This is a genomic window from Tenacibaculum sp. TB-56 (assembly GCF_059716275.2).
Genome location: NZ_CM201367.1, coordinates 2,369,457 through 2,384,100, shown reverse-complemented (window position 1 = coordinate 2,384,100; position 14,644 = coordinate 2,369,457). Strand labels below are relative to the sequence as shown.

The 14,644-nt window shown below is 32.9% G+C and carries 10 protein-coding genes and 1 pseudogene; 8 read left to right on the top strand and 3 right to left on the bottom strand.

Translation table 11 applies throughout. The features are described from left to right. The first annotated feature begins 3 nt into the window (after positions 1-3). From AC3VI6_RS11410 to AC3VI6_RS11380, 7 genes and pseudogenes are all read left to right on the top strand, one after another. The gene (locus AC3VI6_RS11410; protein WP_497706270.1) at positions 4-669 is read left to right on the top strand and encodes a DarT ssDNA thymidine ADP-ribosyltransferase family protein; all 666 of its coding nucleotides are present in this window, start codon (positions 4-6) and stop codon (positions 667-669) included. Next, positions 666-2,201, top strand: a complete 1,536-nt coding sequence (locus AC3VI6_RS11405) for an ADP-ribosylglycohydrolase family protein (RefSeq protein ID WP_497706269.1) — start codon at positions 666-668, stop codon at positions 2,199-2,201. The genes AC3VI6_RS11410 and AC3VI6_RS11405 overlap by 4 nt, the downstream gene beginning before the upstream one ends. A gap of 408 nt (positions 2,202-2,609) precedes the next feature. After that, positions 2,610-3,954 (top strand): annotated as a pseudogene (gene purB / locus AC3VI6_RS11400) (adenylosuccinate lyase). Then, a complete protein-coding gene (locus AC3VI6_RS11395) occupies positions 3,954-4,370 on the top strand; it encodes a hypothetical protein (protein ID WP_497706268.1) in 417 nt (138 codons plus the stop codon). The pseudogene purB and the gene AC3VI6_RS11395 overlap by 1 nt, the downstream one beginning before the upstream one ends. A 2-nt stretch (positions 4,371-4,372) precedes the next feature. Next, positions 4,373-5,152 carry a TerC family protein gene (locus AC3VI6_RS11390; protein WP_497706267.1) on the top strand — a complete coding sequence of 260 codons (780 nt, stop codon included), beginning with the start codon at positions 4,373-4,375 and terminating at the stop codon, positions 5,150-5,152. A gap of 89 nt (positions 5,153-5,241) precedes the next feature. After that, on the top strand, positions 5,242-5,556 hold the full coding sequence (locus AC3VI6_RS11385) for a hypothetical protein (protein WP_497706266.1): 315 nt from the start codon (positions 5,242-5,244) through the stop codon (positions 5,554-5,556). A 56-nt stretch (positions 5,557-5,612) separates the two neighbouring features. Beyond that, entirely contained in the window at positions 5,613-7,874 is a 2,262-nt protein-coding gene (locus AC3VI6_RS11380) for a TonB-dependent receptor (protein WP_497706265.1), read from the top strand. 72 nt (positions 7,875-7,946) lie between these two features. Here the strand turns inward: AC3VI6_RS11380 and msrA are convergent, their stop codons facing one another. Beyond that, entirely contained in the window at positions 7,947-8,606 is a 660-nt protein-coding gene (gene msrA / locus AC3VI6_RS11375; protein ID WP_435254723.1) for a peptide-methionine (S)-S-oxide reductase MsrA, read from the bottom strand. Between the two features lie 140 nt (positions 8,607-8,746). Here msrA and dnaX point away from each other — a divergent pair, with 140 nt between their 5' ends. Further along, complete coding sequence (dnaX, locus tag AC3VI6_RS11370) at positions 8,747-10,444, top strand: DNA polymerase III subunit gamma/tau (RefSeq protein ID WP_497706264.1); 1,698 nt, start codon at positions 8,747-8,749, stop codon at positions 10,442-10,444. Here dnaX and AC3VI6_RS11365 read toward each other — a convergent pair. Next, a complete protein-coding gene (locus tag AC3VI6_RS11365; RefSeq protein ID WP_497706263.1) occupies positions 10,433-12,259 on the bottom strand; it encodes a cation:proton antiporter in 1,827 nt (608 codons plus the stop codon). The two genes, dnaX and AC3VI6_RS11365, sit on opposite strands and share 12 nt — an antisense overlap. A gap of 57 nt (positions 12,260-12,316) precedes the next feature. Next, positions 12,317-14,620, bottom strand: coding sequence for a penicillin-binding protein 1C (gene pbpC, locus AC3VI6_RS11360; RefSeq protein WP_520436252.1), 2,304 nt, complete (start codon positions 14,618-14,620; stop codon positions 12,317-12,319). Positions 14,621-14,644: the final 24 nt, after the last annotated feature.

Sequence of the window (14,644 nt, the reverse complement as noted above, 5' to 3'; positions counted from 1 at the left end):
GATATGAGTGTTAAACCTGACCATATAGACTTTAAAAATGAAATTGCGGAACGTGGCATCGAGTACTTGGTTCACTTTACACCGACAATCAATTTATATGGAATATATGAACACCAAAAATTAATTAGTCGAAGAGCAATAAAATCAGCCGATACAGAACAGATTGATATAATTGACTATGTTAAATTCCCAGATAGTTTGAGATTTGATGATGACAGTTATATTAATCTTTCCATTTCAGGTCCAAATACATTTTTATTTTCAAAATTCAGAGAGAAAACAAAAGATGATTATTTGATAAAATGGTGTGTTCTTAAAATTAAAGCTGATTTAATTTATGAGTTAAATACCAAATTCTCTGTTACAAATGCAGCATCTAATGCAGCAAATACAGTTGGAATATCAACCGACTTGAATAAATTCAAAATGATGTTTGCCACAAACATACCTATTCCTTATGGCACAAGAAACAATAATATACATTCAAAATATCCAACTAACGTGCAAGCTGAAGTACTTGTTAAAGATTTCATTCCATTAGACAATATAATCCAAGTGTGCTTTGAGTCAGATACAGAACTTGCAGAAGCCAAAGCATCACTTTTTGAGTTTGACACTAGCAATTTTGTAGTTGATAAAGAAATCTTTTCACCAAATCGTTCGAAATGAAAGCAGAAACAAAATACAAAGGAAGTTTAAAATTAGCTGCTATTGGTGACGCTTTAGGTTGGATGACTGAATTTGAGAAGTCAAAAGATACACTTCGCAAAAAGTTTGGTACAGACTACATAAATACGTTTCACGATTGGGAAAAGAATGTTGGTGGCAGGTTTCACGGATATGTGGACAAATTAAAAGCAGGGTCTTATTCAGATGACACACAGTTACTACTTTCAGTTGCTCGGTCTATTAAATCAGACGGCCTTGTTGACCAACAGTATTTTGCCAAAGAGGAACTACCAGAATGGTTACTCTATTCAAGAGGAGCAGGTAGAACAATAAAGAATGCTGCACGCAAAATCGAAAGAAAATCTGCTAAATGGAATAAGAACTTTTTTACTTTCAAAGCAGGAAAAACGACAATTGACTATCGTGAGAGTGGCGCAAATGGTGCAGCTATGAGAATTTTGCCAATAGCCTTAGCAAATTTTGGAGAGCCTGATAAAATCAAAGAAGAAATATTTGGCAATAGCATCATAACTCACGGACATCCACGTGCTATTTTAGGGGCAATGCTGTATGGCTATTCTATTGATACGATTTTGAGATTTAATTCAGAAAATTTCAATTCCACATCATTCTTGACCGAATTGGGTAAGGATATGAGACAAAAGTTCTCAATTGACTTTTTATCTAGTCAAAAGTTTTCAAGCTGGGAATCAGAATGGAATAAAGGAACATTAAAGCCATTTAGAGATTTATTCAATGAAATAATTGAAGAAACCCAAGAGTACCTTAGAGTCACTTATAAGCTTTTAATGAATAATACATCTGATTTTGACGCTTTAACCAAACTTGGGTGTTATAAAAATGAGACAAAAGGTTCAGGAACATCAACGGTAATTGCAGGTATCTATTTGACTTGCAAATACTCAAACGAGCCATTAAAAGGAATCGAACAGGCTGTTAATTCAATTGGAACTGACACTGACAGCATTGCAGCATTTACAGGCGGATTAATCGGAGCTTTGCACGGACAATCAATAATACCATCTAAATGGAAATCTGTTCAGGATATTGCCTACTTAGATGCAATGTCAACCCGATTACTCGAAATATCTGAAAGTCGAGCACACTTTAAAACTAAAAAGGAGAAAAGTGATTTTTCTCCCATTGCAGAAATTGATAAAGACATATTTGAGATAAACCAAAGTGTATTTCTAAGAACACTAGGAGAAGGCAAAATAAAATCCATTGACAGGCAGAAGACTTTAACCAAAGGAAAGTACAATTTAATACTAGATGTTGAATTTGAAATTGGTCAGTTTTGCAGATTTGCAAAGCTTTTAAGCATTGAGGAAGAAAAGAAAGCGGATTTATTTACAGGTAGTATTGAAAAGGATGTTGACCTGTTTAATAGACTAAACTTAGACTTTGAAACCAAAGAACGGATTGAAAAATTTATGGACGGTTTAAACGAATCGAACAAAAAAGAATTTAAGGAAATAATTAAACTAATTGAGAAAAGAGCCAAACGTTAAAGCCATACACATTTGCAATTCGCACAAGCCTACGCTACGCTGCAACCAAAAATTGCAAAAGAGTATGTCTTTGCCAACGCTGACTGAAAAACTGAATGAAAAAAGCCAATTGCTAACTTAAGATGTAAAAAAATAATAAGAGCTAAGTGCTAAACTGAAAGTTAGTGCTTTTTAATCCCTTACTATTCTTATATTAAACGTTAACTACAATTCGTTTATAAAATTCTCTCTACGCTTTATTATTTTCACGTATCTGTAAGGAAAGACCGACGAAGCTCGCTGATATTACGGCATACTTCTTTGTGCCTAAATATTATTGCTTTTTGTTAGTACTAAAATTCCTTCGGTTTATCTCTAAAAAAAGGGAAGTATTTTCTATTTTTGTGCCTTTCAACACAACAACAAAACATGAACTTAACAGAATTAAACGCCATCTCTCCTATTGATGGTAGATACCGTAACAAAGTAGCAAGCTTAGCGAACTATTTTTCAGAAGAAGCTTTAATAAAATACCGCGTAAAAGTAGAAATTGAATATTTCATTGCTTTATGCGAAATTCCATTACCTCAATTAGCAGATTTCAACAAAGATTTATATGCTGATTTACGTAAAATTTATGAGGATTTTTCTGCTGAAGATGCTTTAAAAATTAAAGAAATTGAAAGCGTTACCAATCACGATGTAAAAGCTGTTGAGTACTTTATCAAAGAAAAGTTTGACGCATTAAACTTACAGAAATATAAGGAGTTTATCCATTTCGGATTAACATCTCAAGATATTAACAATACCGCTATTCCATTATCTATTAAAGATGCGATGGAAGAAGTGTATTACCCAACCTTAGATACTTTAGTTTGCAAATTAGCTGATTTATCTGAAGAATGGGAAAACGTACCAATGTTAGCAAGAACTCACGGGCAACCAGCCTCTCCTACTCGTTTAGGAAAAGAGTTTTTTGTGTTTGTAGAGCGTATTAACAATCAGGTTATTCACATTCAACATACACCACATGCTGCTAAGTTTGGTGGAGCTACAGGTAATTACAATGCACACAAAGTAGCGTACCCAGATATCGACTGGAAAAACTTCGGGACTCATTTCGTTGAAGAAGTATTAGGTTTACACCACTCCTTCCCTACTACGCAGATTGAGCACTACGACCACATGGCGGCTTTATACGACGGATTAAAGCGTGTAAACACGATTTTAATTGATTTAGATCGTGATGTTTGGAACCTATGTTTCTAACGACTATTTCAAACAAAAAATTAAAAAAGGTGAAGTAGGTTCATCTGCAATGCCACATAAAGTAAATCCTATCGATTTTGAAAACTCTGAAGGAAATTTAGGTATTGCCAATGCTATTTTCGAGCATTTATCTTCTAAGTTACCAGTTTCAAGATTACAACGTGATTTAACGGATAGTACGGTATTACGTAACGTTGGAGTTCCTTTTGGGCATACGTTAATTGGTTTTGCTTCTACGTTAAAAGGATTGAACAAGTTATTATTAAACGAAGCTAAATTTGCTGAAGATTTAGAGAATAACTGGGCAGTAGTTGCTGAGGCTATTCAAACAATTTTACGTCGTGAAGCGTACCCTAATCCATACGAAGCGTTAAAAGGATTAACCCGTACCAACGAAAAAATCAATAAAGATTCTATCGCTAATTTTATTGATACTTTAGAAGTTTCAGAGGCGATTAAAAACGAATTAAAACAAATTACACCATCTAATTACACTGGTATATAATGAGATATTTACTTACTTTTTTAGTTTTATTTTTAGTCATTTCGTGTACTCCTGAAAAAAAAGGAGATCCAACACGTTTTGTTCACGGAACGTTTGAAATTCCTGCTGGTGATAACTACGGAAAAACAACTATTGTAAGAAAAGATAGTTTACAAATTGAAGAATACACTAAAAAAGTAAGTATTTCTACAGACAGTTCGGTTACCGAAAAGGAGATAAAACATATAGATACACTCTACATCAAATGGAAAAATAATTTTGCATACACTTTGCGAATGAAAAGTCCGAAAACAGATTTAGATAAAGATCCTATATTTGTTCAAATTACTAAAGTAACTGATAGTTCGTATAGTTTTACTGCAAGAGTTGGGTATTCTAACTTTAAACAAGACGGTACGGTATATAAAGTAAAATAACTATGGAAATTTTCTTGCAAGCTGATACCTGGGTTGCCTTATTAACCTTAACTTTTTTAGAAGTTGTATTGGGTATTGATAATATTATCTTTATTTCTATTGCATCTAACAAGTTACCAGAAAATCAGCAAAAAAAAGCTACTCGAATAGGTCTTCTATTAGCCATGATTTTTAGAATTCTTCTTTTACTAGGAGTTTCTTATTTAATTAGTATGAAAGATCCTATTTGGAATATTGATTTATCTTGGTTGCAAGCAGGCGTTACAGGTCAAAGTTTAATTTTATTTGCTGGAGGTATATTTTTACTATACAAAAGTACTAGTGAAATTCACCATAAAGTTGAAGGACGAGATGAAACACATACGTCTAACAATCCTAAAAAGAGAGCTACTTTACTAAATGTTGTAACTCAAATAGTATTAATTGATATTGTTTTCTCTTTTGATTCTGTGTTAACAGCTGTAGGTATGACAAACGGTATACAAGGAGCTTTAATCATAATGATTATCGCTGTTATTGTTTCAATATTAATCATGTTAATGTTTGCTACTCCTATTAGTAACTTTGTTAACAAACATCCTACAATTCAAATGTTAGCTTTATCCTTTTTAATTTTAATTGGATTTATGCTAGTTACTGAAAGCGCCCATTTATCACACACAGTTGTTTTCGGGCAATCAGTCGGGGCAATTCCTAAAGGATATTTATATTTTGCTATTACTTTTTCGCTACTTGTAGAAATGCTAAACATGAAAATGCGAGGCAATTCTAAAAAAGGTTAAGAAAACATTAAGACTATATAAAACAAAAACCGGTAGTAAGAAAGCTATCGGTTTTTTTATTTTTTCTATTTTTGCCGCTAGTGATTAAATTGAAAAAACATATTGCTGTACTCAGTATATTCATGTTGTTATTACCTACCGTAATAGCAACAGTTCACTTATTTGAAAATCACGAGCACATTGTATGTACTTCTACTGATGAACAACACTATCACGCTCAAGAGTTTGATTGTTCTCTGGCTCATTTTCAATTTAACTCATTTACATACCAAACCGTTGAAAACTATACGGTAATTCCACAACATTTTTACAAGTTAGATTACAACACACAACCGCAGTTAATCTCATTTGTATTTGCTGATAAAAAATCTTCAAGAGCACCACCTTATTTTACTGTATCTTAAACGTTTGCAATAAGCAACCAACAAAATTATCGTTAAAACAGTAAAATTCATTTTTAATGAAGACAATTATTAATTTCCTATTTCTTGTAGGAATATCTGCTGTATATGCACAAAACAGCCTATCAGGAAAAATTACAGACACTAATAACCAACCACTTTTAGGAGTTGAAATATACTCTGACCAATTACATAAGGGAACCATTACCAATGAAGATGGTACTTATAACCTACAAAACATTCCTAACGGAAAAGTAACTTTCAACTTTTCTTTTTTAGGATTTAAAACTATCTCAAAAGAATTTCATTTTAACAGTGAAAATATTTCTTTTGATGTACAATTAGAAGAATCAGTTTTTAAGATTGATGAAGTTATCATCTCTACTCCTTTCAACAAATTACAGTCTGAAAACGTAATGAAAGTTGAACGCCTTTCGGCAAGAGCAATTCAAAAAACCGGAGCGACAACACTTTCTGAAGGAATTACCAATATTGCCGGAGTTTCTCAAATTTCTACAGGAGCATCTATCGGAAAACCTGTTATTAGAGGTTTAAGCGGAAACAGAGTATTGGTGTACACACAAGGAATCCGTTTAGAAAACCAACAATTTGGTGGTGAGCATGGATTAGGAATTAACGATGCTGGTGTTGCCGGTGTTGAAGTTATTAAAGGGCCTGCATCTCTTTTATACGGTTCTGATGCTTTGGGTGGCGTTTTATACATTCAACCTGAAAAATTTGTTCCTGAAAACACTACAAAACTGAATGTTAGTCAACGTTATTTTAGCAACACCTTAGGTACAAATACTTCTCTTGGTTTTAAATCTTCTTTAAAAAATTGGCAATTTTTAGCTAGAGGAACTTATGCACAACACGCAGATTATAAAACACCTGATTATAGAGTTACGAATACTCGTTTTAAAGAAAAAGATTTAAAATTAGGTATTGGTTTCCACGAGAAAAACTTTTCTTCTGAATTGCGTTACAACTTCAACAATTCTAAATTAGGATTAACTGAAGGAATTGGTGAGCAAACCAAAGAAACGCATTTAGAAACTCCTTATCAAGATATCGATAATCATATTATCAGCTTACACAATCATGTTTTCTTTAAGAACTCAAAATTAGACATCGATTTAGGGTACACGATTAATAACCGTCAAGAGTTTGAAGAGCATCACGATCATGCAGAAGGTGAAACTGAAGAAGAGCACGAAGAGCATGAAGAAGGTGAGGCTGCCTTAGATATGAAGCTAAAAACTTTTAGTTATAATACGAAATATCACCTTCCAAAATTCGGGAAATTTGAAGTTTTAGTAGGTGCACAAGGTTTGCATCAAACCAATACTAACTTTGGTGAAGAATTGTTAATTCCGAATGCTACTGTGAACGATTTTGGAGTATTTACTACTGCTAACTTTGAGTGGAATGATAATACTTCTTTACAAGCCGGTATTCGTTACGATAATAGAGGAATTACTACAGAACGACACGAAGTAGCTCATGAAGATGAAATTCATGTTTTTGAAGCTATAGATAAATCTTACAATAGTTTTACTGCTTCTTTTGGAGCAAAAACTTTGCTTTTTAATAGCATAACTTCTCGTTTTAATCTTGCTAGTGGATTTAGAGCTCCAAACCTTGCTGAATTAACTTCTAATGGAGTGCATCACGGTACCAACCGTTTCGAAGTAGGAAATAACAACCTAGTAAATGAGAAAAATTTACAGTTTGACTTATCTTTAGATTACAATTCAGAACACTTTGAATTATTCGCAAACGGATTTTACAATACCTTAAGCGATTATATTTATTTATCTCCTACTGGAGAAGTTGAAGACGGAGCTCCTGTTTACACCTATTTACAAGAAAATGCTAAATTATACGGTGGTGAATTTGGTTTTCATTTGCATCCTCACCCTTTAGATTGGTTACATTTAGAAAGTAGTTTTGAAATGGTTATTGGAAAGCAAGATAATGGTAACTATTTACCGTTAATTCCTGCTAATACTTTAAAAAATACGCTTAGAACTGAATTTTCTAACGAAAGATGGTTGCCAAACGGATATGCATCTGTAAGCTTACATTCCTACTTTAAACAGGATAATATTAGTGAGTTTGAAACAGCAACTCCTGCTTATAACTTAGTTAATTTAGGTGTAGGTGGCGACATAATGATTAGTAAATATACCTTTACTACATCGTTAACTGTTAATAATTTATTTGATAAGAAGTATATCAATCACTTATCAAGATTAAAACCAGATACTATTTTTAATCCAGGTAGAAATATTGTTTTAGGAATAAATTTCACTATTTAACCAAAAAAATAACTCCCCGGTAATACTATTACTGGGGAGCTTTTTATATAAACAAACTTTAACTTAATAAAGTTATCCGTCTTTTCTTTTCTTTAGCAATTCAGGGAACTTCTTTTTAAAGCGATTCAATCGAGGAATTGAAACTCGTTGTACATACGGATTCTCCGGATGCAATCGTTCATAGTTTTGATGATATTCTTCTGCTGGATAAAACTTTTCTAGCTTTGTAACTTCAGTAACTATCTTCCCTTTATATACTTCTTTGTTTAGTTTTCTTATCGTATTTTCTATAATTTCTTTTTCTTGTGGTGTTTGATAAAACGCGATCGATCTGTATTGCGAACCATAGTCTGGATGTTGTCCGTTTTTCGTTGTTGGATCATGCGAACCGAAAAATACCGTTACCAATGTTTGAAAACTTACTTCCTTCGGATTATAATATACCGCTACCGATTCTGCATGTCCTGTTTTGCCTGTTCCAATAGTTTTATACGTAGGATTTTTTGTATGTCCTCCAGCATAACCAGATACTGCTTCTTCTACTCCTCTTACACTTTCAAAAACTGCCTCTACACACCAAAAACAGCCACTGGCAAAATACGCTACTTTCGTTTTTTTCGACATTTGTTTTATATCAGAAGTCTTTCGATTTTCTTTTTCCGAAGAAAAACTCCATAAAACAGTCAATAAGAAAAGACCTATCAGTATTGTTGCTAGCTTAGCTATCTTCATAAGTTTATCATTTATAACGTCTTTGTCGTATTAAAATTATCTTTTTTACAATTGTTTACAACTTTAATATTTCCTTAAGAAATTTGTTTGCGTGTTGCCGTTGCGTTTTCTATTTTTGTTCAGATAAAGATTAAGTTTTAATGGAGCATTTTATAGTATCAGCACGTAAATATCGTCCTCAAAATTTTGCGGATGTGGTAGGGCAACAAGCTATCACCAATACGTTAGAAAATGCAATACAAAACAACCATTTGGCTCAAGCTTTATTGTTTACAGGACCTCGTGGGGTTGGTAAAACTTCGTGCGCTCGTATTTTAGCTAAGCGAATTAACCAAGAAGATGCTACCAATGCTGATGAAGATTTTGCTTTTAATATTTTTGAATTAGATGCTGCTTCAAACAACTCGGTTGATGACATTCGTAACCTGACCGATCAAGTTCGAATCCCACCTCAAACTGGTAAATATAAAGTATATATTATTGACGAGGTTCACATGCTTTCACAAGCTGCTTTTAATGCTTTTTTAAAGACATTAGAAGAACCACCAGCTCATGCTATTTTTATTTTAGCAACTACCGAAAAACATAAAATTATACCAACGATTTTATCTCGCTGTCAAATTTTCGATTTTAAGCGTATTGGTGTTTTAGATGCCAAAGAGTATTTAAAAACGATTTGCGCTAAAGAAAACATTACTGCAGAAGATGATGCTTTGCATGTAATTGCTCAAAAAGCTGACGGAGCCATGCGTGATGCACTTTCTATCTTTGATCGTGTCGTAAGTTTTTCTGGCAATAACTTAACACGCGAAGCGGTTACGCAAAACCTTAATGTGTTAGACTACGATGTGTATTTTAACATTACCGATTTACTCCTTGAAAATAAAATTCCAGAAGTCTTAATGGCTTTTAATGACGTATTAAGCAAAGGTTTTGAAGGACATCACTTTATTAATGGTTTAGCTTCTCACTTTAGAGATTTGTTAGTAGCCAAAGACCAAGCAACTATTGCTTTATTGGAAGTTGGAGACAATACTAAAAAACGATACTTAGAACAAGCTACCAAAGCAAGCATGCAGTTTTTAATGCCTGCGATAGATAAGGCAAATGATTGTGATTTAAAATATCGAGGAAGTAAAAACCAACGCTTATTGGTAGAACTTACTTTAATGCAAATTGCCTCTATCACTTTTGATGGAGCAAAAAAAAAATCTAGCAACTACATAATTCCTGCTACTTTTTTTACCTCTTTGTCTCCTTCAGTTAAAAAAACTGAAGTAAAACCTGTTGCTACCGCTGTTAATACTCCGCAAAAGGTTCAAGAAAAACCAATTGTTGCTACCAGTGAGGTTCCTAAACCAACTTTAAAAAATATTAAGCGTCGTACTTCAGCTTTATCTTTAAAAAGCTTGCATCAAAAGAAAGATGTTAAAGTAAATTTAGACGAAGAAGAAAACTATGATAATCATCCTAAAACTCCTTTTTCTTTAGATGAATTGAAAGATGCTTGGAAAAAGTACTATTTTCAATTGCAACGTATAGGAGAACAGAGTATGGCTGCAATTATAGCCTCTGACGAACCTCAATTACAAGAAGATTTTACCATCGTCTTTTCTGTACCTAGTGATTTAATGAAATCGCAGTTGGAAAAAGGAAAGCCAAAATTATTACGATTCTTACGTGAAAAACTTAATAATTACGGAATACAAATAAATGTAAAGGTTAACGAAACGATAGAAAAAAAGTTTGCCTATACTCCTCAAGAGAAGTATGACAAACTCAAAGAAAAAAATCCGTTACTTGAAAAGTTGAAAAGTACTTTTGGTTTAGATGTTTAGGTTTTTTCCTAAATAAACAACTATCCAACCTTCAATTTTCTTTACATCGTGCTCAAACTCAGAAATTAATAAAATTTCATTGGTATTTTTATTCTTAACTAAAATTGGAATAGACTTAATTTCGTCGTGTATTTTCTCTATTTTAGTTTTGTACTCTTGAACTGAGTTTACTGGAGTTTCATGAATTTCTGGAAACTCTCTTACAGCTTCCATTATATTAATATAATCATCTTCAATTGTAAACAAATGATCTTCATCATCGTAATCTTTGGTAATTACTTCTTGTGATGTAGCTAAACGATAAGCACCTTGCTCACCAAAAATTGAGGCAAAATTAGAGATTACAAATTTGTTTATTGAGTCACTTCCTGTCATTGCAATTAAATATCCAACATCATTTAATTCAATATTATCTGTTAACTCATCATCATAAATACTTACTTCGATTGATTCTAATCCTTCTGCTTTAGCTTTTTCTACATTTTCTGAGTTAGAATCGATTAAAACCACTCTACGTTTGTTATCCTTTAAGTATTTGGCTATCAATCTCGCTACATCAGAGGCTCCTACAATCATAATAGCGTTAGATCGTTCTAAAAACACACCTACTATTTTTGCAAACAATCGTGCTGTGGTTGCGTTTAACAATACGGTTCCTAACACAATCATAAATACTAACGGCGTAATGTATTCTGCTCCTTCAACTCCTTGTTTTAATAGTTTACTTCCGAATAAAGAAGCAATACCTGCTGCAACAATACCTCTTGGTCCTACCCAACTAATAAATAGTTTTTCATTGGTTTTTAAGTTAGACTTCGACGTACTTAAAAACACTCCTAAAGGACGTATGACAAAAACAATTAATGCAAATAATAATAATGTTTTCCAATCGTATAAAAGCATTAATTCTTTATAATCGATGTTGGCTGACAATAAGATAAACAGTATTGAAATTAGTAATACACTAAGTGATTCTTTAAAGTATAAAATCTCTTTTAAATTCTTCAACTTACTATTTCCTAATACCATTCCCATAACCACAACTGCTAATAATCCTGATTCATGGGCAAATAATTCAGATTCTACAAATACTAATAAAACAGTAGATAATGACACTACATTTAATAAGTAATGTGGCACCCACTTTTTATTAATAACGAAAATTAAAGCATGCGCAAAGGTGAACCCAAAAGTAGTTCCGAATAAAATGATTTTTAAGAATTCTAATAAAGCTGTTCCAGTAAAACCTGCATCTCCTCCAACACTAATAAATTCAAAAACAAGTACCGCTACTAAAGCTCCGATAGGGTCAATTAAAATACCTTCCCACTTTAAAACTGCTGAAACATCTTTTTTCAGCGGAATATTTCTTAAAATCGGTGTTATAACGGTTGGTCCTGTTACTATAATCAATCCTGAAAATAAAAAAGATAATTCCCAGCCTAAACCAAATACATAATGAGCAATAATGGCAGCACCAAAAAAAGTAACTGCAGCACCTAAGGTTATTAATTTGGTAATTACGGGGCCTATATTTTTAATTTCTCCTCTTCGTAAGGTTAAACCTCCTTCAAAAAGAATGATACTAATTGATAACGAAACAAAATAATAGAGACCGTCTCCAGGAAACAATCCTTTTTCTCCATTCCAAACAGGTTCTATCCATTTACTTCCATCTTCATTAAAAAATTCTGCTGCGATTGGTCCTACAAGTAGTCCAATTAAAATTAAAGGTAAAATTGCTGGAATTTTAAATCTCCACGCTACCCATTGAGCTAAAATTCCTAATATAATTATCCCCGCTAGTTCTAACATAGTTTATTTTTAAAAAACTAAAAATACAGTTTTTAATTAAACTGCTTTTACATTTACTTATTTTTTTACCTCTAAAACCTTCTTCAACTCATTACCAAAATCATCAATTACGGTAATAATATGAGTCCCTTCTTTGGGTAAAATTGCTTGTTCGTGATATTGCTGTGTAATCCCTATAAATTGTTCGTTTAAATACCAGTAAACTTTAGCTTCTGAATTACTGTGTGTTAACTTTAAAACAATAGGATTTAACTGATTATCTTCTCCTTTTGTTAACGAAACTTTTGTTATACTTTTTGAAGGAAAAACGAAGCCCATTAAATTACTTTCTAATCGATTACAATCAGATCTATAATTGGGTAATGGTCTATAGTCAGCATTGTTTTGTTGGTAATAATGAGCCATTAACGGAGGTAAAACAAACCAAGATTGGGATTTCATGTTTGAAATGGATTCACAGTTCGAATTTACTCTGAATTTTTCAAGCTTATCAACCATTATTTGTTGATGGTACGGACATGATTCCGCTTTCATCGCACTTTTTTGAACTCTTTTTGTAATGGACGGACAAATAGGCTTAGCTAAAAAGCCACTTATCTCACAAATAGCGGCTTCTATCAAATCTTCATAAGGTTCTAAAAACCAATTTGATTTTGGTAGCACATCAAAAACGTCAAACATTAACGGAGCAGCGCTTCCTACTCCTGTAAGATCTGGGCGCCCTTCTCCATCAGAATTTCCTATCCATACACCTACAACATATTTAGGCGTTACACCAATAGACCAAGCATCTTTATTACCAAAACTGGTTCCTGTTTTCCACGCTATTTTTTGAGATGAATCGTAATATTTCCAAGCTTGATCTGTATAAGGTCTATTTACTTCTAACAAAGTGTTTAGTGTTAAAAATGTGGATCCAGCATCTAAAGTTGTATAGTCTTTTTGAACCTTTCCAAAATCTGGAGCTTCATCAAATAAAAAACTAGGTTCTATAAATTCCTTTTGATAATACTTATGCTTTAATTCTTCATAGTCATTTACAATACCTGCATATCCTGCAAAAGTTTTACATAAATCCCACAAACTTGCTTCTGCTCCACCTAAAATCAATGAAAGTCCATAATAATCTGCTGATCTATCAATATCATTGATATGATACGCTTTAATATCTTCTCTAAACTTTTCCAATCCATAACGTTGTAACATACGCACCGAAGGAATATTTAACGAACGTGTTAATGCTTCATTTGCGGGTACTGCTCCATCAAAAGTTAAATTGAAGTTTTTTGGAGAATACCCTGCTATTTCAGTTGGTACATCTGCAACTAACTGCGTAGGTAATAAATCACCTGATTGTAACATTTGAGCATACAAAAACGGCTTTAAAACACTTCCTGTACTTCTTGGGGCTACAATATTATCTACATCTTTCTGATGCGCTTTATCAGTTGGTGAATTCCCTACATAAGACAATACTTTTCTAGTTTCAACATCCAAAACTAATACCGCCATGTTATAAACTTCATTTTGTTTTTGACGGAAATAATGTTGCTTTACTAAATTATTTACTTGTCTTTGCAAATGGATATCAACAGAGCTTTTTACGCGTTTTCCTCTATACTGTTTCGTTACTTCTTGTACAAAATGTGGTGCGACTGTAGGTAACGGATATGGTTTTTGTGGTAACTCTTCTTCAATAGCTAAATCATACGTAATTTGATCAATTATACCTTCTTCATGCAGTTTTTGTAATAGCCTGTTTCTCTTGATTTTTAATTTTTGTTGATTTTTCCCCGGATAAATCAACGACGGAGCATTTGGTAATACAGCTAAAGTTGCTGTTTCCGCCCATGACAATTGATGTGGTTTTAAACCAAAATAACGCCACGAAGCCATTTCTAACCCAACAACATTACCTCCATAAGGAGCATGAGATGCATAGAGGTTTAGAATTTCTTTTTTTGAGTGACGAAATTCTAATCGAGTGGCTAATATTAACTCTTGAAATTTTTCAAAATAGGAACGTTCTTTATTTTTTCTTGATAAACGGATTACTTGCTGCGTTAACGTACTTCCGCCTCGTACAACTCTTTTTGCTTTGATATTTTCTACCATTGCTTTCCCTATAGAAATAGGATTGAATCCGAAATGTTTATAGAAATAAGCGTCTTCAAACTGTAAAATACAATGTTCAAACTTTGTTGGAACAGAATCTAATTCTGGAAATCGCCATTGACCATCATCAGCAATAACAGCTCCTAATAATTCGTTGTTTTTTGAGGTAACTACTGTTGATGTTGGATTGTCAAATAATTTTTTAGGCAGACAGAAATAATAGAAAATGACTCCTATAAAAGTCAAAATCAAAACTATTTTCTTTTTCTT